Annotated in this window: 21 protein-coding genes and 1 tRNA gene; 6 read left to right on the forward strand and 16 right to left on the reverse strand. The window is 65.8% G+C overall.

What is annotated here, in order from left to right; translation table 11 throughout:
- Position 1: 1 nt before the first annotated feature.
- The 4 genes from fbaA to ACH2CY_RS14665 form a co-directional block, all read right to left on the reverse strand.
- Complete coding sequence (gene fbaA / locus ACH2CY_RS14650) at positions 2 to 1,108, reverse strand: class II fructose-bisphosphate aldolase (protein WP_395020022.1); 1,107 nt, start codon at positions 1,106 to 1,108, stop codon at positions 2 to 4.
- A 76-nt stretch (positions 1,109 to 1,184) separates the two neighbouring features.
- A complete protein-coding gene (locus ACH2CY_RS14655; RefSeq protein WP_395020023.1) occupies positions 1,185 to 3,248 on the reverse strand; it encodes a PAS domain-containing protein in 2,064 nt (687 codons plus the stop codon).
- Positions 3,245 to 4,729 (reverse strand): ATPase domain-containing protein, encoded by a 1,485-nt coding sequence (locus ACH2CY_RS14660; RefSeq protein ID WP_395020024.1) that lies wholly within the window; start codon positions 4,727 to 4,729, stop codon positions 3,245 to 3,247. The genes ACH2CY_RS14655 and ACH2CY_RS14660 overlap by 4 nt, the downstream gene beginning before the upstream one ends.
- Before the next feature lie 130 nt (positions 4,730 to 4,859).
- Entirely contained in the window at positions 4,860 to 6,359 is a 1,500-nt protein-coding gene (locus tag ACH2CY_RS14665; protein ID WP_395020025.1) for a M81 family metallopeptidase, read from the reverse strand.
- A gap of 183 nt (positions 6,360 to 6,542) precedes the next feature.
- Between ACH2CY_RS14665 and ACH2CY_RS14670 the strand changes: the two genes are divergently transcribed.
- A complete protein-coding gene (locus tag ACH2CY_RS14670; RefSeq protein WP_395020026.1) occupies positions 6,543 to 7,589 on the forward strand; it encodes a GGDEF domain-containing protein in 1,047 nt (348 codons plus the stop codon).
- 6 nt (positions 7,590 to 7,595) lie between these two features.
- Here the strand turns inward: ACH2CY_RS14670 and ACH2CY_RS14675 are convergent, their stop codons facing one another.
- The 7 genes from ACH2CY_RS14675 to ACH2CY_RS14705 all read right to left on the reverse strand — a co-directional run bounded on the left by ACH2CY_RS14675 (position 7,596) and on the right by ACH2CY_RS14705 (position 13,167).
- Positions 7,596 to 8,207: a TPM domain-containing protein gene (locus ACH2CY_RS14675; RefSeq protein WP_395020027.1), complete on the reverse strand. Its 612-nt coding sequence runs from the start codon at positions 8,205 to 8,207 to the stop codon at positions 7,596 to 7,598.
- Between the two features lie 10 nt (positions 8,208 to 8,217).
- Positions 8,218 to 8,961, reverse strand: a complete 744-nt coding sequence (locus ACH2CY_RS14680; protein WP_395020028.1) for a TPM domain-containing protein — start codon at positions 8,959 to 8,961, stop codon at positions 8,218 to 8,220.
- Positions 8,955 to 9,695 (reverse strand): TPM domain-containing protein, encoded by a 741-nt coding sequence (locus tag ACH2CY_RS14685; protein WP_395020029.1) that lies wholly within the window; start codon positions 9,693 to 9,695, stop codon positions 8,955 to 8,957. Before ACH2CY_RS14685 ends, ACH2CY_RS14680 begins: the two co-directional genes overlap by 7 nt.
- Positions 9,689 to 11,041, reverse strand: coding sequence for a TPM domain-containing protein (locus tag ACH2CY_RS14690; RefSeq protein WP_395020030.1), 1,353 nt, complete (start codon positions 11,039 to 11,041; stop codon positions 9,689 to 9,691). Before ACH2CY_RS14690 ends, ACH2CY_RS14685 begins: the two co-directional genes overlap by 7 nt.
- A gap of 15 nt (positions 11,042 to 11,056) precedes the next feature.
- Positions 11,057 to 11,662, reverse strand: coding sequence for a LemA family protein (locus ACH2CY_RS14695; RefSeq protein WP_395020031.1), 606 nt, complete (start codon positions 11,660 to 11,662; stop codon positions 11,057 to 11,059).
- A 90-nt stretch (positions 11,663 to 11,752) separates the two neighbouring features.
- Positions 11,753 to 12,589, reverse strand: coding sequence for a TPM domain-containing protein (locus tag ACH2CY_RS14700; RefSeq protein ID WP_395020032.1), 837 nt, complete (start codon positions 12,587 to 12,589; stop codon positions 11,753 to 11,755).
- The gene (locus tag ACH2CY_RS14705) at positions 12,586 to 13,167 is read right to left on the reverse strand and encodes a hypothetical protein (protein ID WP_395020033.1); all 582 of its coding nucleotides are present in this window, start codon (positions 13,165 to 13,167) and stop codon (positions 12,586 to 12,588) included. Before ACH2CY_RS14705 ends, ACH2CY_RS14700 begins: the two co-directional genes overlap by 4 nt.
- A gap of 203 nt (positions 13,168 to 13,370) precedes the next feature.
- Here ACH2CY_RS14705 and ACH2CY_RS14710 point away from each other — a divergent pair, with 203 nt between their 5' ends.
- The 4 genes from ACH2CY_RS14710 to ACH2CY_RS14725 all read left to right on the forward strand — a co-directional run bounded on the left by ACH2CY_RS14710 (position 13,371) and on the right by ACH2CY_RS14725 (position 16,277).
- Positions 13,371 to 13,805: a YciI family protein gene (locus tag ACH2CY_RS14710; protein WP_395020034.1), complete on the forward strand. Its 435-nt coding sequence runs from the start codon at positions 13,371 to 13,373 to the stop codon at positions 13,803 to 13,805.
- A 46-nt stretch (positions 13,806 to 13,851) separates the two neighbouring features.
- Positions 13,852 to 14,268: a VOC family protein gene (locus tag ACH2CY_RS14715; protein WP_395020035.1), complete on the forward strand. Its 417-nt coding sequence runs from the start codon at positions 13,852 to 13,854 to the stop codon at positions 14,266 to 14,268.
- 11 nt (positions 14,269 to 14,279) lie between these two features.
- Positions 14,280 to 14,750 (forward strand): YciI family protein, encoded by a 471-nt coding sequence (locus ACH2CY_RS14720; RefSeq protein WP_395020036.1) that lies wholly within the window; start codon positions 14,280 to 14,282, stop codon positions 14,748 to 14,750.
- A gap of 225 nt (positions 14,751 to 14,975) precedes the next feature.
- The gene (locus tag ACH2CY_RS14725; protein ID WP_395020037.1) at positions 14,976 to 16,277 is read left to right on the forward strand and encodes an RNA polymerase sigma factor; all 1,302 of its coding nucleotides are present in this window, start codon (positions 14,976 to 14,978) and stop codon (positions 16,275 to 16,277) included.
- A gap of 99 nt (positions 16,278 to 16,376) precedes the next feature.
- Here the strand turns inward: ACH2CY_RS14725 and ACH2CY_RS14730 are convergent, their stop codons facing one another.
- From ACH2CY_RS14730 to ACH2CY_RS14745, 4 genes are all read right to left on the reverse strand, one after another.
- Entirely contained in the window at positions 16,377 to 19,034 is a 2,658-nt protein-coding gene (locus ACH2CY_RS14730; protein ID WP_395020038.1) for a valine--tRNA ligase, read from the reverse strand.
- Positions 19,035 to 19,145: 111 nt separating this feature from the next.
- Positions 19,146 to 19,871: a DUF2497 domain-containing protein gene (locus tag ACH2CY_RS14735; RefSeq protein ID WP_395020039.1), complete on the reverse strand. Its 726-nt coding sequence runs from the start codon at positions 19,869 to 19,871 to the stop codon at positions 19,146 to 19,148.
- Positions 19,872 to 20,057: 186 nt separating this feature from the next.
- On the reverse strand, positions 20,058 to 21,437 hold the full coding sequence (locus tag ACH2CY_RS14740; protein WP_395020040.1) for a TolC family outer membrane protein: 1,380 nt from the start codon (positions 21,435 to 21,437) through the stop codon (positions 20,058 to 20,060).
- A gap of 46 nt (positions 21,438 to 21,483) precedes the next feature.
- The gene (locus ACH2CY_RS14745) at positions 21,484 to 22,137 is read right to left on the reverse strand and encodes a protein-L-isoaspartate O-methyltransferase (RefSeq protein WP_395020041.1); all 654 of its coding nucleotides are present in this window, start codon (positions 22,135 to 22,137) and stop codon (positions 21,484 to 21,486) included.
- A gap of 177 nt (positions 22,138 to 22,314) precedes the next feature.
- Here ACH2CY_RS14745 and ACH2CY_RS14750 point away from each other — a divergent pair.
- Positions 22,315 to 22,388 (forward strand) — tRNA-Cys (locus tag ACH2CY_RS14750).
- A gap of 299 nt (positions 22,389 to 22,687) precedes the next feature.
- On the opposite strand, the gene ACH2CY_RS14755 is transcribed toward ACH2CY_RS14750, so the two are convergent.
- Positions 22,688 to 24,043, reverse strand: coding sequence for a TolC family outer membrane protein (locus ACH2CY_RS14755; protein ID WP_395020042.1), 1,356 nt, complete (start codon positions 24,041 to 24,043; stop codon positions 22,688 to 22,690).
- Positions 24,044 to 24,247 lie beyond the last annotated feature (204 nt).

Consider the following 24,247-nt stretch of genomic DNA (forward strand, 5'->3'; position numbering starts at 1 on the left):
CCTATCCCGCCAGCGACTTCCCTTTCGAGCCGAGATCCACGAACGCTTCCTGCAACCGCTCGACCATCGCCTTCTCGCCGAGGCGCAGCCATTTGCGCGGGTCGTAGAGCTTCTTGGTGGGCTTGGCCGTAGCGGGGTCGATCTGGTGCTGGAAGGCGACGGCGTTCTCCAGCACGAACTTGCCGACACCTTGCGCAAAGGCGAACTGGGTGTCGGTGTCGATGTTCATCTTGAAGACGCCGTAGGAGACGGCCTGCGCGATCTTGTCCTTCTCCGAGCCGGAGCCGCCGTGGAACACCAGGTTCAGCGGCTTCGCCGGCGTCTTGAACTGCTGCTGCACCAGCTCCTGCGAGGCCTTCAGGATCTCTGGGCGGAGCTTCACGTTGCCGGGCGCATAGACGCCGTGCACGTTGCCGAAGGAAGCCGCGACCGAGAAGTGGCCGAGCATCGAAAGCAGCTTGAAGGCCTTCGCCACGTCCTCGGGCTGGGTGTAGAGATGCGCGTTGTCGGCGCCGTCCTCGTGCTCGGAGCCGATGCCGTCCTCCTCGCCGCCGGTGACGCCGAGCTCGATCTCCAGGCTCATGCCCATCGGCGCCATACGCTTCAGGGTCTTGGCGCAGATGGCGAGGTTCTCGTCGATCGGCTCCTCGGAGAGGTCGAGCATATGCGAGCTGAACAGCGGCCGGCCGTGCTTCTTGTGCTCTTCCTCGCTGTGGCCGAGCATCGCTTCAACCCAGGGGACCAGCTTCTTGTTGGCGTGGTCGGTGTGCAGCACCACGCATACCCCGTAATGCTGGGCCAGGAGGTGCACATGGCGCGCGGCGGAGACCGCGCCGAGCACGCGGGCCTGGGCCTCGTCCTTCATCCCCTCGCCGGCGAAGAAGCGGGCGCCGCCGTTGGACAGCTGGATGATGACGTCGGATTTTGCCGCGGCGGCCGCTTCCAGCACGGCGTTCAGCGAATTGGTGCCGGTGACGTTGACCGCGGGCAGCGCATAACCGCCGGCCTTGCAGGCCGAGACCAGGGAGCGATAGTCCTCGCCGGTGACGACGCCGGCCGGCAGGCAGCCGGCGGATGCGGTCTTGCTGGATTCGACGGCGGCGGACATGGGGCTCTCCCTGGGCATCTCGCGAAGGAGGCCAATCTAATCGGCGGACCCGGGGCTTCCTAGCCCCAATTCGCCGCTATGCCGCGCCGGCAAGGAGCCGGTTGATCTCCTCCTGCAACTCGGATTGCAGGTAGGGCTTCGAAAGCCGGGGCAGCTTGATCTTGCTGGCGGGCAGATCGGCATAGCCGGTCGCCAGCAGGATCGGCATCTTCGGGCGTTCCCGGTGGGCGATCTCGGCGAGCTCGATTCCGGTCATGCCGGGCATCGCCTGGTCGGTCAGCATCAGGTCGACGGCCTGACCGTCCTTCAGGATCGCCAGCGCCTGGGCGGCGGAATTGGCCTCGATCGCGCGGTGGCCGAGGTCTTCCAGCATCTCCACCGTGCTCATGGCGATCAGCGGATCGTCATCGACCACGAGGATGATGGCGCGGCTGCCGGTATCGGCCGGCACCAGCTTGGTCTCGGCGACCGGTGCCGGCGCCTTGGCGATCGGCAGCCAGAGCGTCGCCGTGGTGCCCTGCCCCACCTTGCTCTCCAGTTCCAGCATGCCGCCCAGCTGCACGGCGAGGCCGTGCACCATTGACAGGCCGAGGCCGGTGCCCTTGCCGGTCGGCTTGGTGGAGAAGAAAGGCTCGATCGCCTTCTTCATCGTCGTATCGTCCATGCCGCTGCCGTCATCGGTGAGGCTGAGGCGGAGGTATTCCGGATCCTTCAGGCCCTTGCCCGGCGGCGGCGGCGCGGTGTCGAGGCCGATGCAGATGACACCGCCGGCCTGCATCGCGTCGCGGGCGTTGATCGCGAGGTTGAGGATCGCGAGCTCGATCTGGTTGGCATCGACCTGCGCCGGCGGCAGGCCTTCCGGCAGCTCGAAGCGGAGCTCGATCTGCGGGCCGAGGGTGCGGTCGAGCAGGTCCTGCATGCCGGCGACCAGCGAAACGAGGTCGGCGGAAGTCGTCTTCAACTCCTGCTGTCTTGCGAAGGTCAGCATGCGCTGGGTCAGCGCCGCACCCCGCCGCGCCCCTTCGAGCGCGCCGGCGATCAGGTGCTGGGCGCGGTCGTCCTCGCGGAAGCGCTTCTTCAGGAGCTGCAGATTTCCCATCACGGCCATCAGCAGGTTGTTGAAGTCATGCGCGACGCCGCCGGTCAGCTGGCCGATCGTCTCCATCTTCTGCGATTGCAAAAGCTGTTCCTGCGCCCGCTCGCGGGCGGCGACCTCGGTCAAGAGCTCCGCTGTGCGCTCGGCGACGCGCTGCTCCAGATGCGAGGTCAGGTTCGAGAGCGCCGCGCGCTCGGCGGCGAGCTCTTTCAGCAGCCGCTCGCGCTCGATCTCGGCCCGCTTGCGTTCCGTGATGTCGGAGGAGACGCCGACCAGCTGGCTGACGCTGCCGTCGCGGCCGCGGATCGCGCGCGCGCGCAGATCGACCCAGTGCTCGCTGCCGTCGGGCCAGTGCAGGCGGTATTCGACCGCGTAGTCGTCGCCGCTCTTCACCGCCTGGTCGAAGGCCGCCTGGACCCGGGCGCGATCGTCCGGGTGAATCGAATCTTGGAGATCGGCGTGGAGGAAGCTCTCATCCGGGCCGCGGCCGAATTGGGCCTTGCAGCTCTCCGAGCAGCGCAGGTTCATCGACGGCAGGTCGAGGGTCCAGGCGCCGAGGCGCCCGGCCTTCAGCGCGGTGTGCAATCGCTCCTCGCCCTCGCGCAGCTCCTTCTGCCGCGCGCGCGCCTCATACTGGCGACGACGGCCGCGCAAGGCCGTCCGCACGGCGCCGACCAGGCTGGTCGGATGCAGCGGACGCTCCAGAAACGTGACGTTGCCGAGCACCGCGGCGAGTCGGCTTTCGGCGGGACTCTCCTCCGAGCCGATGCCGCGCGGCGAGAGCAGGATGATGGAAATGTCCGACCAGGACGGCTGCGCCTTCAGGAAGTCGCTGAGCGGGCCGAGATCGACGCGATGCAGGGCCTGATCGGTGATGATCGCGCAGCCTGCGCCCGCCTGCAGCTCGCGGGCGAGACTGAGGACGTCGGGGCAGGCATGCGATTCAAAGCCGGCCTCGCTCAGGATCTTTGCGGCCAGCGCCGCATCGCGGCCGAGCGGCGCCAGGATCAGCGCACGCTCCGAGAGGGTGCCGCTTCGGCTCAACTGGGCTCACCGATCAGCGGGTTCTTCTCGCCGAGATAGGTCGGCACGCCGCGCAAGACACCCTGGAAGGCGCTCAGCGGTTCGCCGACGGTGAGGCCGCGCCCGCTGATCTCATATTCGCGGATGCTGGTTTCGTGGGCGCCGGAACGCTTCTTGATGACCGAGATCGCGCGCCGGACCCTGCCCAGGGCCTCGAAGTAGCGCAGCAGGATGACGGTGTCCGCGAGATAGGTCACGTCGACCGGCGAGCTCATGTCGCCAGTGATGCCCTTCTGCGCCACCGTCATGAAGGTCGCGGCGCCGGTCCGGTTCAGATACTGCAGCAGCTCATGGATATGGAGGGTCAACGAATGCTCCTCCGGCATCGCCGCCTGATAGCCGTTCAGGCTGTCGATCACTACGGTCTTGATGCCTCTGGCGTCGACGGTGGAGCGGACCCGATGGGTGAACTCGCCCGGCGACAATTCCGCGGCATCGACCTGCTCGATACTGAGCTTACCTTCCTTCTGCAAGGCCGCAAGGTCGATGCCAAGCGCCTTCATCCGGTCGAACAGCAGGCCCAGCTCCTCGTCGAAGACGAACAGCGCCGCCTTCTCGCCGCGCTTGACGGCGGCAATGGCGAAGGTGATGGCGATCAGCGACTTGCCGGTGCCGGCCGGACCCATGATCAAGGTGCTCGACCCGGACTCGATGCCGCCGCCGAGCAAGGCATTGAAGGCCGGATAGTCGGTCGGGATCTGCTTGCGCGCCTGGCTGCTGCGGGCTTCGCCTGCGACCAGGCGGGGGAAGACGCGCAAGCCCCCGGTCACGATCATGAAGTCGTGAAAGCCGCCGCGGTATTTCTGGCCGCGGTATTTCATCACCCGCAGGCGGCGACGCTCGGCGCCGTAGTTGGGCGCCAGTTCCTCCAGGCGGATGACGCCATGGGCGATGCTGTGGACCGTTTTGTCCTCGATGTCGGAGGTGAGGTCGTCCAGCAGCAGCACCGTGGCATCGTGCCGGGCGAAGAACTGCTTGATGGCGAGAATCTGCCGTCGATAACGCAGCGAGCCCTGCGCCAGCAGCCGGATTTCGGAAAGCGAATCCAGAACCACGCGCTGCGGCTTCACCTTGTGGAAGGCCTCGAAGATCCTGGCCGTGGCCTCGCCGAGCTCGAGATCGGCGGAATAGAGCAGGCTCTGTTCCTTCTCCGGATCGACCAGGCTCTGCGGCGTCAGTTCATAGATATGGATCGGCTCTTTCAGATCCCAGCCATGCGAAGTGGCCCCGTGGCGGAGCTCCGCCTCGGATTCCGAGAGCGCGATATAGAGTCCGGTCTCGCCGTTCCTTGCGCCCTCCATGAGGAATTGCTGGGCGACGGTGGTTTTGCCGGCGCCGGGCTCGCCTTCCAGCAGGAAGACATTGCCCTGCGACAAGCCGCCGGACAGCACATCGTCCAGGCCTTGAACCCCGGTGCGGGCCTTGGTCTTGTTTCCGCTCATGCCTCGATTTCCCAGACTGAAAACACAGTGTGGCAAGCCGAATAAAGGCAAAAAGCCCGCTTGGGTTGCCACACAAAAGTATGTTTTTCCGCGGCGAGCCGCGGAAATAGTTCTGAAAAAGCTTCCGGGGCTAGCCCGAAACTTCCGTGCTCAGCGGCATTAGGCGAACACCCTTTCGGAGGTGTTGATAGGCGAAGGACCGGTGATCGACCGGGTTGGCACCAGGCGCCGCCACGATCAGGATCTCGCCGGCGATCGGCTGGAAATCGGCGCGGAAATGCACCGAGCTTTTCAGCGCCAGGAGCTTCTGCGCCGAGGGCTCGATCCCGAGATGCCGCAGCATCGCCTGGTCGGCCGCCTGCTGCTTGCGGCTGGCGACGACGATGCGGGTACCGCCGATCCGCAGCAAAGCCATCGGCCCCAATTGCATCTTGTTGCCGCGGTAGAAGGGACCGGTCGCGGTGAAGCTGCCGTCGCCGAGACGCTCGACGGTGAAGGTCGCCTTGAAGGGAACATGACCGGGGATGCCGCTCCAGGCGCCGATGCCGAGACTGATCTCCGCGCCCTCGCCCGCCCGATGCGCAATCTCCGCGGTCTTCGGGTCGTAGAGATTGGCGAAGACCGCGTCCTCGGCGCGGTTGCGCACCAGGGCTTCGAGCAGGCCCACGGAATCCGAGTTGCCGCCGGCGCCGGGATTGTCCTGGGTATCCGCGAGGATGATCGGCCGCTTGAGTTCCAGCGCGCGCTGTTTGGCATAGGCGACCGCTTCGTCCGGATCCCAGACCTTGCCGGCGAAGTCGCGCTCGGCGCCGGTGACCATGCCGATCAGGCGATCGGCGGCGGCATCGGCGGCATCCTGACTTTCGGCATAGGCCAGCGCCACCGACCCGCATTCGGCAATGTCGGCCGGCGGAAATCCAAAGGCGAAGGAGGCGCTGGCGGTGTTGCCCCCCATCGATTGAAGCTGGGCGACCGCGCGGTAGATGCCTTGCGCCGGCTCGATTAGGGTGCATTGCCAGGTGAGCGGCACCAGGAATTCGGCGCGGCGCATCGCCTTCTTCAGCGGCCCGTGCTTGATCAAGCGCTCCAGCACCTCGGCCGACCACTGGCCGGATTCCGCGAGATCGACATGCGGATAGGTCCGGCAAACCACCAGCGCCGAGGCATGCCGAACCATGCGCCTGGTGACATTGGCGTGCAGGTCGAGGCTGACCACGATCGGCAGATCCGGGCCGGTGATCGCGCGGATCCGCTCCAGAAGCTCGCCCTCGCCGTCCTCCAGATGCTCGGTCACCATCGCACCGTGGAGATCGAGATAAATCCCATCGATAGAGCCCGCGGCCTTGATCAAGCTCAAGAGCCGGCTCGCGATGCGCTCATAGGCGTCGCGCTCCACATGCGCGGAGGGCGAGGCCGAGCACCAGAGCAGCGGCACGATGTCATGCTTCGCGCGCGTGCTCTCGAGGAAGCCCGCGATCGGCAGGTTGATGCCGTCGAAAGTGCCGAGGATCGCTGCCCCTTCGGTCAGTCCGGGCCAGCCATCCGCCTGCTCGAAATCGCGGTAGGTCGCCTTCAGCGGCGCGAAGGTGTTGGTCTCGTGCTGGAAGCCGCCGATCGCAATGCGCGCCACGATTCACTCCTGAACGGTCGATTCAAACTGCCGGCTGAATTTCGCAGGATGAAACAAAAGGGGCAAGCAGGCGAAGCCACAACCACAATTAAGTATGGTTCTACGACAACCACCTAGGCGGGAATCGTCGACTCCTGTATAAGCGAAGCCGGCCATGGGGATGGCCTTCTCTGAGGAAGATGCGTGGGGACGCAGTCGACATTCAATGTAGATCTGCAATCCGCCAAGTCACTGGCGGATGCGGCTCTGGCCGAGATGGTCAAATACGGTGTCCCGCCGACGCCGCCGAATTACTGCGTCTGGTACAATTACGTCGCCAAGGCGATCGCCGCCCTGACCCGCGATATCGATGAGCGGATCGCGCTGCAGAAGGGCTTCGGCTGGCAGGCGAACCAGGAGCTGTTCGAGCGCTATTTCGGCACCGACGTCGAGACCGCCGCGATCCGCAAGACCGGCAGCGAGCTCAACCAGACCGTCGGCAAGGTGCTGTTGCGGCTCGACGCCGCCGGGCAGGATGCGGCGGCCTTCGGAGAGACCCTGGTGCAGGTGCATGGCTCGCTGAAAGCGGTGCCGGTGGTGGAGGGCTCGCGGGTCCAGGCGGTGGTGCATCGCCTCTCCGGGGCCACCAACGACATGGTGAAGCGCAACCGCGACCTCGAGACCGAGCTCAGGAAGTCGACCACTGAGATCAATTCGCTGCAGGACCGGCTGGAGCAGGCCAGGCGCGAGGCTTTCACCGATGCGCTGACGGGGATCGGCAACCGGCGCTGCTTCGATCTGGCGCTGATCGAGCACAGCGAGCGCGCCGCCGCCGGCGAGCTGGAGCTCTGCCTGCTGCTGATCGATATCGATCACTTCAAGCGGTTCAACGACAACTACGGCCATCGGATCGGCGACCAGGTGCTGAAGGTGGTTGGCGGCCAGATGAAGCAGATGTCGCGCGGCAGCGATATCGCCGCGCGCTACGGCGGCGAGGAATTCGCCCTGCTGCTGGTGGGCGCCCCCATGGAGATCGCGATGCGCCGCGCCGACCAGCTCCGAGAGGCCCTGGCCAACAATTATCTGCGCAACAAGGCGACCGGCGACCTCTACGGCCAGGTCACCGTCTCGATCGGCGTCGCCAAGTACCGCATGACCGACAATGTCGAGACCTTCGTCGGCCGCGCCGACGCCGCGCTCTATGAAGCCAAGGGCGCCGGCCGCAACCGGGTGATCGCAGAAGCCGCTTAGATCAGGCTAGAGCTCGATCAGGCGGTCGGGGATACGGTTGGGATTGCTGCCATCCGCCGGGTAGTGCTTGGCCAGCAAAGCGCCCAAGGTGTCGATCGCGGCGATGAAGCCCTGCTCCACTTCGCCCTTCTTCACCGCGGCAGTGAAGGCCGCGACGATCTTCTCCCAGGCGCCGGGCTCGACGGCGCGGTCGATGCCGCGATCGGCGATGATCTCGACATAATGCTCGGCCGCCGAGACGAAGAACAGCACGCCGCAATGCTCCTCGGTCGAGGCGAGGCCGCGCTCCAGGAACACCAGCCTGGCCAGCCGCGAGGCCATGCGCCGCTTGCGCGCGGCGGGAACCACCCGGACCCCGAACGGCGTGAAGGCGATCAGCACATAGACGAGGAGGAAGGCGACAAGCTCGGCCGCCAGCATCTCGACCGGCCCCGGCCAGGGCAGCAAGGCCCAGACCGCAAGCCCGGCGATCAACGCCGCAGCCAGCGCGGCCGCGAGCGCGTTGCTGCGATAGCTGTCGGCGCGCTGGGCGATCGCCGCCACCAGTTCCGCCCGGGTCCCCTGCTCCGCGCGCTGGATCGCCGCGGCGATCCGATCCCGCATTCCGTCATCGATCATGGTTTTCCCCTCACCATCGCCCACTGGCCCCGCCGCCGCCGAATGACCCGCCGCCCCCGCGAAAGCTGCTGCCGGAGGACCGGCTGCTGGAAGAGCCGCCGCTCGAACGGGCCAGGTACCAGACATTGCGGCGCCGCTTCGGGTCGTAGCGGCGGCGCAGGCTCATCACCACCGTCGCCAGGAAGGCAATTGCAAAAATTCCGAGCGGCTCGAGCACGTCCGTGAACGACGACGACTCCCCGGAGTTCTGCACGGTCAAGGGCTGCGTTGGTACGTAGCCGCCGCCGAGCGCCGCCAGGATCGCTTCGACCCCGGCGCGCACGCCGCCGTTCATGTCGCCCTGCTTGAAATAGGGAATGATCTCGCGCTGGATGATGCTGTTGGCGGTGGCGTCGGGGATCTGGCCCTCGAGGCCGTAGCCGACCTCGATCCTGAGCTCGCGGTCGTTGGGCGCCACGATCAGCAGCAGCCCGTTGTTCTTGCCGGCCTGGCCGATGCCCCAGCCGCGGCCCAGCGCCAGGCCCCAATCCTCGATCACATAGCCCTTGAGATCCGGCAGCGTCACCACGACCAGCTGGATGCCGGTCGAGGATTCAAGACCGGCGAGCCGGTCGGTGATGGTTGCGACGGTCGAGGCATCGAGGATGTCGGCTTGATCGACCACGCGACCCGTCAGGCTCGGGATCGGCGGATCGGCCAAGGCCGGCGCAACGAAGCCGGTCAGCAGGATCAGCAGCCCGAGAATTCTCACCATCGCCCGCTCGCCCCGCCGCCGCCGAATGATCCGCCGCCGCCGGAAAAGCCGCCACTGGAGCTGCCGCTCGACCCGCTGCTGGAGGAACTCCAATCGGAGTCATCATTGTCGTCGCGTCGCCGGCGATTTCGGGTGGGCTGCGAATTCCAGCTCATGATGATCACGATGAAGGCAAAGGCGACCAGCGCGAATACAGCTGCAGAAATGCCGAGGAAAGCGTTGGGCGCACCCGATGCGACGAGCTGGGTCGGACGATAGCTGCCGCCGAGCGCGCGCAGTATAGCGGTGACGCCGGCGCGAACACCGCCCTTCAGATCGTCGCGTTTGAAATGCGGGATGATCTCCGACTGGATGATGGTGTTGGCGGTGGCGTCGGGGATCTGGCCTTCGAGGCCGTAGCCGACCTCGATCCGCAGCGCGCGGTCTTTCGGCGCCACGATCAGCAGCACGCCGTCATTCTTCCCCTTCCGGCCGATGCCCCAGCCGCGGCCGAGCGCCAAGCCCCAATCCTCGATCGGATAGCCTTGCAGGCTCGGCAGTGTCACCACCACGAGCTGGCCTCCGGTCGATGCCTCATAGGCCGCACTCTGTTGGGTGACGGCATCGATGGTGGCGCGATCGAGGATGCCGGCAAGGTCCATGACACGGCCGGTCAGGGTCGGGATCGGCGGCCCAGCGAGGACCGGCGCGGCGAAGCCGACCAGCAGGACCAGGAAGCCGAGAATCCTCACCATGACCCGCTCGCCCCGCCGCCGAAGGAGCGACGCGATCCGCCCGAGGAGGAACCGCCGAAAGAGCGGCTGGATGAGCTCGATGAGGAATGGCTCGAGGACGAGAAGCCTCCGAATGAGGAGGAGCTCGAGGAAGGACGGACCCAGCTGCTGCCGCGGGAAGAGCTCGAAGTCCAGCTGGTTGGTTCCCAGCCACTCCTCCTGTTGCCCCAACTGGAACCATTCCCGGCGTTCGAGGTCAGAATCCGAAAGATGATGTCGCCGAGTGTTTCGTCGTCGGTGTTGGTCGGGGGCGTAGCCGCTTGTGTTGCAGCGACCAGTTTGTCGACGGCGGTGTCTGCCGCGGCAGCGCTGCCGGCCTCGTCCCTTTGGCGGGGCGGGGAACTGACGGCGACGTCGATGCGGCTCGTGCGGTGGAGGAACAGCAGGATGAAGCCACAGCCGATCAGGACCACGACGGCCCCCGTCGAGATCGTGGACAACGTCGTGTCGGACTCCCGGCGAAGTTTCGCCGGCGGCGGCGCGGCGGGGCTGCTCTGCTCGATCTCCGGCAGATCCGAGGCCGTGCTGCGCTCGACCGCCGGGTTATCAAGGGCCGGTGGCTCGATTGCAGCCCGGCGGTCGACCCGCTCGAAGATCGCGGTCACGCCGTCGTCGACGCCGCCGGCGAAATCCCCGCGCCGGAAGTAAGGCAGGATGCGATCCTGAATGATCGATACCGCGTCCGAATCCGACAGGCGATAGCCGAGGCCGTAGCCGACGGCGATCCGCACTTTCCGGTCGTTGGGCGCCACGATCAGCAGCGCGCCGTAATCCTTGCCCTCGGCACGGCCGACATTCCAGCTCTCGCCGAGCATGTCGCCCCAGGTTTCGATCGAAGCCCCCTGCAGGCTCTGCAAGGTCACCACGATGACCTCGGCGCCGGTCCGCCGCTTCAGCTCCATCAGGCGGCGCGCCAGGTCACTCTCCAGCTGGGGGTCGAGGATGCCGGCCTGGTCGGTCACCCAGCCGCTGCGCTCCGGCGTTGACAGCGCCTGCGCCGTGCCGATAAGCGCCACGGCGAGCACCAGACCGGCCAGAATCCCCTGTCGCAGAGCGCGCAGCGCTGCGGGCTTCTCAATCATGTCCGCCCGCATCCGCCCCGCCATGCGAGTCGCCCCAATGCGCTGAAGCGCCGGCACCGCCCACCGCGCCGCCGGCGCCGTGGAAACCGCCGCGGCCGTGGCCGCCGCCGCTCTCGCCGTCATACTCCCGGGTTCATTGTCTCCACTCTTGCGCCCGCGCGGCCAGAGACAGACCACCACGATCAGCGTCAGCAGGACGAGGCCGGCGATCTGCTGCCAAGCCATGCCGATGGCCGGGAATCAGTTGCCGCTGGTGCCGAAGTCGACCTTCGGCACGTCGAGCTTGGCGGGCTCGACCTGGAGCTGCTGCATCGGCGCGCGATCGCCGTAGAGGATCGAATGCCAAATCACGCCGGGGAAGGTCTTCAAATCGGTGTTGTAGATCCGGACCGCGTTGATGAAATCCATACGCGCCACGGCGATGCGGTTCTCGGTGCCTTCGAGCTGGGCCTGGAGGTTGGCGAAGTTCTCGGTCGCCTTCAGCTCCGGATATTTCTCGACCACCACCATCAGCCGCGACAAGGCGGAAGTGAGCGCGCCCTGGCTCGATTCGAACTCGTTCATCTTTTCGGGATTGCTGAGATCGGCCGGCGAAAGCTGCACCGTGCCGACCTTGGCCCGCGCCTCGGTGACGGCGGTCAAGGTATCTTGCTCGAACTTGGCGGCGCCCTTCACCGTCTCGACCAGGTTGGGAACGAGATCCGCGCGGCGCTGATACTGGTTGAGAACCTGCGCCCAGGCGGCCTGGGCGCTCTCCTCGTCCCTCGGGATCGCGTTGACGCTCATCAGCGCCCAGCCGATCACGATCACAACCAGAGCCAACACGGCGAAGCCGACGTAACGCATTGCAGCGGATCTCCTCAGATGTCTGGGTTCAACATACAGGTGAGCGCGACCGAGCGCGAGACCCGTTTCGCGATAGCGCGCGCCGGCCGCTCACCATGAGCCGGTCGCGCCGCCACCGAAGGACCCGCGCGGCGACGAACCGCCGCCGCCGCCCGACGATCCGCCGCCGATCGAGATGCCGCCGCCGCCGTAGCAGTTGTAACCGCCCCAGCCGCGCCGCCCGCCACCGCCGTCGCCGACATTGCCGACGTTGATCACCATCCAGATGAACATCACGACAAAGACCAGCACCCAGACGGCAATCGCCTTGGCATCGCCGCCCGGCGTCAGCTTGGCGCGCAGCCGTTGCCATAAAGACGGTGGCCGCGCCGCGATCGGATAGGCGGTGCGCTCGACATCGGTACCGCTTGCCGTCGTCGAAGCACTGCCGGCCGGGTCGAGCTGCAGTTCGATGCTGGCGACGCCGGATTCGATGCCGCGCACGAAGTTGCCTTGGCGAAAGTATGGCAGGATGTGATCGGCGACGATCATCTCGGCGATGGAATCCGAGAGCCGATTGCCGAGCCCGTAGCCGACCGCGATCCGCACTTTCCGGTCGTTGGGCGCCACGATCAGCAGGGCGCCGCGATCATTGCCGCCGGCGCGTCCGATCCCCCAGCTCTCGCCGAGCAGATTTCCCCAGGTCTCGATCGACGCGCCTTGCAAACTGTCGAGCGTGACGACCACGACCTCTGTCCCGGTCCGGCGCTGGAGATCGCTGAGCCGGGCGGCGAGGCCGATCTCGGTGTCGGGGCCGAGGATGCCGGCCGCGTCTGTCACGAAGCCGGTCCGTTCCGGCGTCGTGAAGGCCAAAGCAACCGTCACCAGAGTGGCGGCCGCGACCGCCAAGGCGGCCAGCCGCAGGACGGAAAACGGGATCACGGTCATGACAGCGGCTGCTGCGGCCGCTGCACCAGATAGAAGCGGTAAAGCGGCGACATGTCGGAGATGATGAAGCGGAAGGTCGCCTCGGCGCCCGGCAGGATGGAATCGCCGCCGAAGCCGAGCGAGTCTTCCGGTTCGTCCAGGCGCTGGGAATGCGGCAGGCTGCTGTTGACGTATTGGTCGGCGACGGTCGAGGCTTGGCCGAAGCTCAAGCCGTCCTCATAGGTGCTCGGCCGGTTCTCGATCTCGCGCAGCTCGAGCTGATAGCCCTGCCAGGCGCGGCCGGTCTTATTGACCACGATCTTGACCATGGCAAAGGCCGCGGTGTGCTGGGTCGCCACCCGGTTGCCGAAATCGCGGGTGAAGCCCTTGATCACCAGGACCGGATCGTTGGGGCCGGTGACCTCCTCCTTCACCACGAAGGGATCCTCGATGCTGCCCTTGCCGGTCACCGAGACCAGTTTGAAATTGCCCAGCTCGTCGGAAAAGGTGACGCCTTCGACCGTCACCGGATCGGCAACGGCGCCGCCGAGCGCCGCTCGCAGCAGCAACACGCCCAGGAAGAGACGCAGAACCGTCATGAAACGCCCCCTGACTTGCCGCGTCAGCGCACGGCTTCCCCATACCATGCAATATTTTCAACGACTTAGGGAATAGCCGAAAATGACAGGGTGGCGCCGGCGAAAAAATCGTCGATTTCCAGTCGATCTTGTCGATCCGGCGCCCGTTGCTTCGACGTCTCTTACAGGAGCCCAGTGGGGAACCGACGAAAAGGGAGAGCGAGATGCGTTTCATGATCATGGTGAAAGCGACCAAAGACACCGAAGCGGGCAAGTTTCCGGACCATGCCGAGAAGTTGTTCGACGCCATGGCCGCCTATCACGACGAGTTGGTGAAGGCCGGCGTACTGCTCGACGCCGCCGGCCTGCAGCCTTCATCGGCCGGGTGGAAGATCAAATATGCCGGCGACAAGCGGAGCGTGGTCGACGGCCCGTTCACCGAGGCGAAGGAGATGGTCGCCGGCTACACGCTGATCCAGACCAAGACCCGCGAGGAAGCCCTGGAATGGACCCGCCGCTTCCCCAAGCCGCATTTCGATCATGAATGCGAGATCGAGGTGCGGCAGCTCTACGAGCTCGACGATTTCGCCACGCTCGAAGCGGCCAAGGATTCGATCGACAAGTTCCGTGAGATGGAAAAGCACGGGCAGACGAAATAGCCCCTGGCGAAATTGCCCCCAACAGACAGCAAGACAGGAGAGAGAGATGACGATCCAACCCTATCTGTTCTTCGAAGGTCGCGCCGAGGAAGCTTTGGCTTTCTACAAGAAGACGCTCGGCGCCAAGAACGAGATGGTCATGAAGTACAAGGACATGCCGGACCCGCAGCCCGGCAGCATTCCGCCGGGCGGCGAGAACAAGGTCATGCATATGAACTTCGAGGTCGGCGGCTCGACCATCATGGGATCCGACGGCTTCTGCGGCGGGGCGCCGAAATTCGAAGGCTTCTCGCTGACCTATAACTGCAAGGACGAGGCCGAGGCGCAGAAGGTCTTCAAGGCGCTGAGCGACGGCGGTCAGGTCAAGATGCCGCTCGGCAAGACCTTCTTCTCGCCGGCCTTCGGCATGCTGGCCGACAAGTTCGGCCTCGGCTGGATGGTCATCGTCCCGCAGGCCATGTAGGAGCAGGTGCCATGCGTTTCATGATGATCGTGATCCCCAAGGGTTACGACACCGCCCCGGCGGACGCGATGCCGGATGCCGAGACTGTCGGCGCGATGGACAAGTACAACAACGCGCTGCTCGAGGCCGGCGTGGTGCTGGCGATGGAGGGGCTGCACCCGCCCGCGACCGGCGTCCGCGTCACCTTCCCCGGCGGCAAAGCGCAGGTGAAGGACGGGCCGTTCCCGGAGGCGAAGGAAGTGGTCGGCGGCTTCTGGATGATCGACGTGAAGTCCAAGGCCGAGGCGATCCAATGGGCGAAGAAATGCCCCGGCGGCGACGACATGACCATCGAGATTCGCCAGATCCAGGAATGGGAGGACTTCACGCCCGAAGTCCAGAAAGCGGCCAAGCACGAACCGAAGATCCGCAAGGCGCTGGAGAAGAAGCGCAAGGCGGCGAAGAAGAAAGCGAAGAAAGCGGCGAAGAAAAGGAAGAAGTAGTGAAGCCAGCAATAGAGTCCCCTCCCCCAAGATCGGGGGAGGGTTAGGGGGGTGATGCAGCCGTGATGTTCCCCGGCATTGACGAGAGCAATAGATCCAGCGCGACACCGCCACAGTCTCGAGAGACCCGGCGCTGGATCTTGAGCGCTCAGGCTGCATCAACCCCCTCCCCCACCCTCCCCCAATCTTGGGGGAGGGGATTCATCTTTGGCAAACTTGCGCTGCTTGCAAGTTCTGCGCTACCCAGGCGCCATGGTGGCGACCGAGACTCCCGACATCCACCGCACGATCGATGCGGTCTGGCGGATCGAGGCGGCGAAGCTGATCGCCGGGCTGACCCGCATCACCCGCGACGTCGGCCAGGCCGAGGAGTTGGCGCAGGACGCGCTGGAGGCGGCGCTGCGGCAATGGCCGGAATCCGGCATCCCGGAGAAGCCCGGCGCCTGGCTGATGCAGAGCGCCAAGAACCGCGCCATCGACGGCATCCGTCGCCGCGTCATGCAGGCCAAGAAACATGTCGAGATCGGCCGCGAGCTGGAATCCCAGGAGCAAGAAATGCCCGACTGGGACGCGGCACTTGACGATCCGGTCGGCGACGACGTCCTGCGGCTGATCTTCACCGCCTGCCATCCCGTGCTCTCGACCGAGGCGCGCGCCGCGCTCACCCTGCGCATGGTGGGCGGCCTCCAGACCGACGAAATCGCCCGCGCCTTCCTGGTCGCCGAGCCGACCATGGCGCAACGCATCGTGCGCGCCAAGCGCACGCTCTCCGAGGCCAAGGTGCCGTTCGAAGTCCCGCGCGGCGAGGAGATGGAACTGCGCCTCGGCTCGGTGCTGGAGGTGATCTATCTCATCTTCAACGAGGGCTATACCGCGACCTCCGGCGAAGATTGGGTGCGACCGGGCTTGTGCGACGAGGCGCTGCGCCTCGGCCGGATCCTGGCCGAGCTGGCGGTGCATGAACCGGAGGTGCATGGGCTGGTGGCACTGATGGAGATCCAGGCCTCGCGGCTGCATGCGCGCGTCGCGCCGAACGGCGATCCGATTCTGTTGCTGGAGCAGGACCGCAGCCGCTGGGACCACATGCTGATCCGCCGCGGCCTGGCCGCCCTGGATCGCGCGGAGCGCGTGGCGGCGGCGCAAGCCATCGGCCTCGGGCCCTATGCCTTGCAGGCGGAGATCGCTGCCTGCCATGCGCGCGCGCATGTTGCATCGGAGACCGACTGGGCGCGGATCGCGGCGATCTACGATGCGCTCGGCCGGATCGCGCCCTCACCGGTGGTGGAATTGAACCGCGCGGTCGCGGTCTCCATGGCGGAGGGGCCGGCGGCCGGTTTGGCGCTGGTCGATGCACTGCTGGAAGAGCCGGCCTTGAAGAACTATCACCTTCTCCCCGGCGTGCGCGGTGACTTGCTGTTCAAGCTCGACCGCAAGCCGGAGGCGAAAGCCGAGTTCGAGCGCGCGGCGGCGATGACCCGGAACGCGCGCGAACGGGCGCTGCTCTTGAAGCGCGCGGCGGAGTGCTGAAGGAGCCTTCCGCGGCACGAGATGCGCGGGTCAAGCCCGCGCATGACGCCAAAAACAGATTGTCATCGCCGGGCTTGACCCGGCGATCTGTTTCCGGCGTTACACGCCCGCCAGCCGCTCCAGCGCCTGGGTGAATTTCGCCTTGGCCTGATCGAACTCGGCCAGCTTGGCGCGCTGCTCCTCGATCACCGCCGGGTCCGCGCGCGAGACGAATTGCGGGTTGGCGAGCTTCTTCTCGATCCGCTCGGCTTCCGCCTTCGCCTTGTCGAGCTCCTTGGAGAGGCGCGCGCGCTCCTTGGCGATGTCGATGATGCCTGCCAGCGGCAGGAACACCGTCGCTTCGTCCATGACGATTTGCGCCGCACCCTTCGGCGGCTCGCCGCTCACGATGTCGATCTGCTCGGCCCGCGCCAGGCGCTTGATCAGGTCGCCGTATTGCGCGACCCGGTCCTGGGTCTCGGCACCCGCATCCTTGATCACCAGATTGACCTGGGCGCCGGGCGCCACGTTCATCTCGGTGCGGAGCGCGCGTACCTCGCCGATCAAGCGAATGACCCAGTCGAGATCGGCGTCGGCCTTGGCGTCGATCAGCTCCGGCGCGAGGTCGGGCCAATGCGCGGTCATCAGGGTGCTGGAAGAGTCCTTCGGCCGTACCTGCTCCCAGAGTTCCTCGGTGATGAAAGGCATCAGCGGGTGCATGAGATGCAGGAGCTGGCCGAGCACCCAGGCGGTCACGGCGCGGGTCTCGGCCTTGGCCGCTGCGTCCTCGCCCATGAACACCGGCTTGGCGAATTCCAGGTGCCAGTCGCAGAACTCGCCCCAGGCGAACTGGTAGAGCGCGCCCGCCGCGGTGTCGAAGCGATAGCCTTCAAGGGCCAGATCGACGGCTTGCCGCGCCTTCACCAGGCGGCCGATGATCCAGCGGTTGAGGTTCTGCGTGACCTTCTTCGGATCGAAATTCTTATCCGCGACGCATTCGTTCATCTCGCAGAAGCGCGCCGCGTTCCAGAGCTTGGTCGCGAAGTTGCGATAGCCTTCGACCCGGTTCTCCGACATTTTGATGTCGCGGCCCTGACCCGCCTGCGCCACCAGGGTGAAGCGCAGCGCGTCAGCACCGTATTTGTCGATGAGGTCCAGAGGATCGATGACGTTGCCCTTGGACTTCGACATCTTCTGGCCGTGCTCGTCTCGGACCAGGGCGTGGATGTAGACCGTCTTGAACGGCACATCGCCCATGAAGTGGAGGCCCATCATCATCATGCGGGCGACCCAGAAGAAGATGATGTCGAAGCCGGTGACCAGGACGTCGCCCGGATAATAGCGCTGCAGCTCGGGGGTCTTGTCCGGCCAGCCGAGCGTCGAATACGGCCACTGGCCGGACGAGAACCAGGTGTCGAGCACGTCGGGATCGCGCTCCAGCCTGGTCGGCTTGCCGTAATGCTTGTCGGCTTCCGCTTGGGCTTCTTCCTCGGTATGGGCGACGAAGACCTTGCCGTCCTCGGCATACCAGGCGGGAATCTGGTGGCCCCACCAGAGCTGGCGCGAGATGCACCAGGGCTGGATGTTGCGCATCCATTCGAAATAGGTGTTCTCCCAGTTCCGCGGCACGAAGACGGTGCGCCCCTCCTCCACCGCCTTGATCGCGGGCTTGGCGAGGGTGGCGGCGTCGCAATACCACTGGTCGGTCAGCCAGGGCTCGATCACCACGTCGGAGCGGTCGCCATAGGGCCGGGTCATCGGGTGATCGTCGATGCGCTCGATCAGGTTCTGCGCCTCGAGATCCTCCAGCACCGCCTTGCGGCAGGCCTCGCGGCTCAAGCCCCGATACTTCGCCGGCACGTTGTCGTTCAGCTTGGCGTCGCGGTCGAAGATGTTGATCATCTCCAGGCCATGGCGCTTGCCAACCTCGAAATCGTTGAAGTCGTGCGCCGGCGTCATCTTCACCGCACCGGATCCGGTCTCGGGATCGGCGTATTCGTCGGCGACCACCGGGATATGGCGGCCGACCAGCGGCAGCACCACGTTCTTGCCCACCAGGTCCTTGTAGCGCTCGTCGTCCGGATGCACGGCGACGCCGGTGTCGCCCAACATGGTCTCGGGCCGCGTGGTCGCCACGATCAGGAAGCGGTCGGGCTGCCCCTCAACCGGGTACTTCAGGTGCCAGAGCTTGCCCTTTTCCTGCTTCTGCACGACTTCGAGGTCGGAGATCGCGGTGTGGAGCTTCGGGTCCCAGTTCACCAGCCGCTTGTCGCGGTAGATCAGGCCCTGGCGATAGAGATCGACGAAGGCCTTGCGCACGGCCTTGTTCAGGCCCTCGTCCATGGTGAAGCGTTCCTTCGCCCAGTCGGGCGAGGCGCCGAGCCGGCGAAGCTGGCTGGTGATCATCCCGCCGGATTCCGCCTTCCACTCCCAGACCTTCTCGATGAACTTCTCGCGCCCCAGGTCGGTGCGCTTGATGCCTTGCTGGCCGAGTTGACGCTCCACCACCATCTGGGTGGCGATGCCGGCATGGTCGGTGCCGGGCTGCCAGAGCGCGTCGCGGCCCTTCATCCGCTCGTGGCGGATCAGCACATCTTGCAGGGTCATGTTGAGGGCATGGCCCATATGCAGGCTGCCGGTGACGTTCGGCGGCGGCATCATGATCGTATAGGGCACCTTGTTGGAGGTGGTCTGGCCGGCAAAGGCCCCCGACTTCTCCCAGGCTTCGTATTGCCGCTTCTCCACCGCGTCGGGCGTGAAGGTCTTCTCCAACGTCATCCGCTAACCACCGGAAAATAGAGGATTTACGACAGCTCAGCGTCGAGCCGCCGGATTCTGGATGTTGGTTATAGCGGCTGAAAACCGGCTGGCAAGAGCGCCGCTGGGGGCTCAGCCAAGCTCCGCGCGCCGGGCGATGCGCTCGACCTCGCGGCGAACCAGGCGTTCGACGATGCCCTGGAGATGGACGTCCAGCCAGTCGCGCAGCATCGGCTCGACCGCCTGGCGCACCAGGGTCTCGACCAGCAGGCCGTCGCCGCCATTCTGCTCGACGGCATGCGAGGCCTTGCGGGCGGCGAGCTGCGCCATGGTCGCGGCGGCAGCTTCCGCCACGGAGGGCGAGACCAGTTCGGTTTCCATCGGCTCAGGCTCCGGTTCACTCCGCGGCGGCTCCGGTGGTGGCGGCGGCGGGGGTGGAGGTGGCGGCGGAGGTGGTGGGGGTGGAGGTGGAGGCGGCGGCGGTGGGGGCGGCGGAGGCGGAGGCGGAGGTGGCGGCGGCGGTGCCGCGCGCACCGGCTCGACGACCGGCTCCGGTTCCGCGATCGGCAGCGGCTCGTCTTCGATCTCCGGCTCGGGCGCAATCGCTTCCGGTTCGTCGACGGCGGCTTCCTCATCAAGCGCAACGGTGTTGCCGTCGCCGACCACCATTTCGGTGAGCACCAGATCGTCTTCTTCTTCCTCGGCGGGCGGCGGTGGCGACGCCACTTGCTTGCCGTTGCCGTTCGCCTTGCCGTTGGTGGGCGGCGCCGCTTCCTTGTCGTCTTCGGAAATGATCCGTCGGATGGAGGCGAGGATCTCCTCCATGGTCGGTTCTTGCGTGGTCTTGCCTTCGGTCATTCCGGGTCCCCGCCGAGTCGCATAGCAACGGCGCAGAATCGTTGCGCCAAAAGCCATTGCTCCAGCGGTGTCATATTAATGAGTCTTCGAAATTTACTCAAGGAATGGGAAGCGAAACCCGCGATTCCACAACATGTTGCGCGTCGTGACTCCGAGTCGCGTCGCGTGCGACTCGCGGCTTCGGCGTTACTGCACCGCGGGTCCGGTGCCCCACCACTTGTTGCGCACGTCGTTGTAGTGCAGCGCGGGATCGTAGAGCGGCACGTTGAGAGCGAGCGACTTTGCGTTCAGCTGGCCGATCGCCTGCAGCACCTGATAGCGCGCGATGACGAGATTGGTCTGCGCGGTGACGAGATTGACCTTGGAGTTCAGCAGCGCCTGCTCGGCATCGAGCACGTCGAGCACGGTGCGGGCTCCCACCGTCTGCTCCTGCCGCACGCCCTCGAGCGCTACGGTGTTGGCGCGCACCTGCTCTTCGAAGGAAGCGATCTGCGCCTGCGCGGTCTCGAGCGACTGCCAGGCGGCTACCGCCTGCTGGGCGGCGGAGCGGCGCGCTTCGTCGAGCTGGCGACGCGACTGCTGGTAGAGCTGCTTGGCCTGGCGCACGCGGGAATCCGGCGCGCCAGCCTGGTAGAGCGGCACCGTCAGCACGCCGAGAATGGTGCCTTCGGTGGTGGAATCGCGATCGCTCGCCTGCTCGTCGGCGCGCGAGACAGAGCCCTGCAGGCTGACTGAGGGCAGCAGCTCGGAGAACTGGGTGTCGATGTCGTCCTTGGTCGCCGCCTCGACGAATTGCGCGGCGATCACGATCGGCGCCTGCTGCGACATCGCGACCACGTCATCCTGCTGCAGCGGCAGGTTGGGCGGCACGTTCGGCATCGAGAGCTGCACCGGCTCCTGGCCGACAATCTGGCGATAGACCGCCATCGAGGCGGTGAGATCGCCTTCGGCCGCGGTCGCGGCGGCAACCGCGCCCTGCAGCGAGGCCTGCGCCTGGCTGACATCGGTCTTGGTGACCTCGCCGGCCTGGAAGCGGTCGTTGGTCGCCTGCAGCTGCGCCTGCAGCACCTTCACGTTGTTCTGGTTCAGCTCCAGGATCGACTGGTTGGAGACCACCGACATATAGGCCTGCACCGCCGCGAACAGCACCTGCTGCTCGGTGTCGAGCAGCTGCGCACGGCCGGCCTTCACCCTGTTCTCCGCCGCCTTGGTGCCGGAGACGGTGCCGAAGCCGTTGAAGATCGGCTGGTTCAGGGTGAGGCTAAAGGTGTGCGGGTAGAACTGCCGGTTGCGGTCGACGATGAGATTGTTCGGCCCCGGCTTGGTGCCGTCATGGCTCCATTCCACGCCGGCATTCACCTGGCCGGTGACGGTCGGGCGCCAGCCGCTCAGGGCCTGCGGCACGCCCTCGTCGGTGGAGCGGAGCTGGGCTCGGGCGGCGTCGAGCGTGGGATTGCCGAGATAGGCCTGGCCGAGCGCGCCGTTCAGGTCCTCGGCCCCGGCCGTGACGCCGGTGGCGAGAAGGACAAAGAACGAAACCGCCGCCAGTTGCGCAACGCGTCTCATCGATTCTCCCCTCCAAGGACCACGGAGTTCGTAATAGTGGTGCAGGCTAGAACACGAAGCGTTGCGGCCGCGTGAACCCCGGCAGGGCCTCGGCATCGGCATCGAAGATCGCACGCTGCGAGACGACGCCGTCGGCACGCGTGAACAGCGTGCCGCGACCGACGACGCCTTGATCCTTGATCACCACCGCAAGCCGCCCGCGGTCGGCGAGCTGGGCCGTCAGCGCTTCCGGAACGATTTCCGCCGCCCCATCCACCAGGATGAAGTCATACGGACCATCACCCGGCCGCCCTGCGGTGAGGTCGCCGGTGACGACGCTGATATTGCCGATGCCGAGCTGGGCCGCGATGGCCTTGGCGCGCTCGGCGAGCTCGGGCGCGGATTCCAGCGCCACCACCTTCTTCACCAGGCGCGCGACGATGGCGGCGCTGTAGCCGGTCCCCGCCCCCACCACCAGCGCGCTGTCACCGAGCTTCAGCTGCGCCACCTGGAGCAGGCGCGCCAGCACCATCGGCTCAGTCATGCGCCGACCGGCGCCGATCGCGACCGGGCGGTCGATATAAGCGAGCTTCTTCTGCGCGTCGGTGACGAAGGCCTCACGCGGCACGGCCGCCAGGGCCTCGATCACGCTGGGATCGGTGACCTTGTTGGTCTTGATCTGGCTGTCGATCATGTGCTGCCGGGCTGCGGCGTAATCCATGGAAATCCTCAGGGTAGATGTCCCCGGGAGGGCGAGGACGCTAAATCGATTCAAGTGTTTATAATCGCTGCCCCGACGCCAGACAACACGCAGGCGCGGGCCCCGGCCCGATCCGCCAACCCCCTGCAACTTGGCTTGATTTGGGCGGTTCGGGGCCTTATACGTGCCGCTCCCACCGGCCCGGTGGCAGAGTGGTTATGCAGAGGACTGCAAATCCTTTGATGTCGGTTCGATTCCGGCCCGGGCCTCCAAATCTTCTCTCCGACAATCCGTGACGTGAGACCGAGCGCCCTCCTACGCGCGATGCGCTTCGGAGGGCAGGCTGGATCTTGAGCGCTCAGGCTGCACGCACCCCCATCCCTACCTTCCCCCTGAAGGGGGAAGGAGTGCGGTCGTGCCGTCGCACGCTGCAGCACCCTCCCTCCTTTAGGGGGAGGGTTGGGTGGGGGCGCCGCAGGCACAATGCTTGGGGACGAGGTCTCCCACCTCAAAAGCGAAAGGCCGCCGCCCTTGCGGGCGACGGCCTTGGCTCGAACCCGATCCGGAAAGATCAGGGATTTTTCTTGGCGTCGTCGATCTCGCCGACCGTGCCTTCCACCGGGTAGGTGAGCGCCACGGATTCGACCAGTTGGCCCTGCGAGGCGAGGATGCGGTAGTTCGCAAAGTTCTCCTCGGTCTGCGCCGCGATCAGCTGATCGTTCGAGATGAACAGTTCGTTGGCGGCGTCGAGCACGTCGAGCAGGCCGCGCTGGCCGATGTCGAACTGCTGCACGTAGCCGTCGTAGGTCTGCTGGTTGGCCGCGACCTGCTTCTCCAGGAGCGCGATGCGATCCTGCTGGGTCTGGCGGGCAGCCCAGGAGCTGCGGACATCCTGCTCGACCTCGCGCTCGCGGACGCGCAATTCCTCAAGGCTCTCGGAGCGGCGCTCCTTGAATTCCTTGATGCGGGCGATGTCGGCGCCGCCGCGATAGATGTTGTAGCGCAGAACGAGCAGGAACTGCGCGTTGTGATCCTTCTCCTCGAGACCGCTGTTATAGCGGTTGACCGAGCCCACGGCCTCGAAGTTCAGCTTCGGATAGAGCGCCGAGTTCTGCTGGCGAACTTCAGCTTCGGCACGCTCCACGTCATGCTTGGCGAGGCGGACTTTCGGGTTGTTCTCCAGGCCCTTCTGCACCGAGAGATCGACGTTCTCGGCGAGGCGGGACCAGTCGGCATCCGTGATGTCCTGGAGGTCGGTCGCCGGAACGCCGACGACCTGCAGGAACAGGGTCTGCGTCTCGCGCAGCTGGCCTTGGATATCGGTGTAGGTCGAGCGCGCGGTCTGCAAGCGGGCTTCCGCCTGGCTCACGTCGGCCACGTTGCCGCCACCGAGATCGGCGCGCTTCTGCACGAGACCGAGGGTCTCTTCGTGCTTCTTGATGTTCTCTTCGGCGTTCTTGAGGCGCATCTGGTCGCGCAGCACGTTCAGGTACTGCTCGGTGGCATCGAGCGCCGAGACTTCCGACTGGTCCTGCACGCGTTCAGCCGCGGAGTTCACCCGGGCCTTCTGGCGTTGCACTTCGCTGGCGGCTTCGAAGCCGTCGAACAAGCGCTGCTGCAGGGTGATCTGGGCGTCGGTGCGCACCAGCCAGCGGCCGTTGTCATGCGGGCCCTGGTCGAGTTCGGCCGGCGGGGTATCCACGCTGCCGCTCTCGGTGAATTCCGGACCGCCGTCGATCTTCACGTCGATCTGCGGATAGTAGAGCCCCCAGGCCTGCCGCAGCTCCTGGTCAATCGCGCGCCGGTCCTTGGCGACGACGCCCACTTCCGGGTTGGTGGTGAGCACGAGCTGGATGGCGTCCTTCAACGACATCGCCTGCGCACCGCTGCTGGCGCTCAGGACCAATCCGAGCGCAGCACCAAGCAACAACGCACTCCGCGAGTGTTGCTTAAAGACCACAGTCTTCATCTAAAAAACTCCCCACACCTGACAGGACCAGCCCCGAGCATCCATCCAAACGCTCCTGCTAGTCCTAGGAAATCAACTGTTTAACCGAAAGTCGCTTCGATTCCACCCGGTAGCTTTTTACCAGTTTCCGAAATGACACGCACCACCTTTTTCCAACCCTTC

Source organism: Dongia sp. (genome assembly GCF_041905885.1).
GTDB lineage: Bacteria > Pseudomonadota > Alphaproteobacteria > Dongiales > Dongiaceae > Dongia.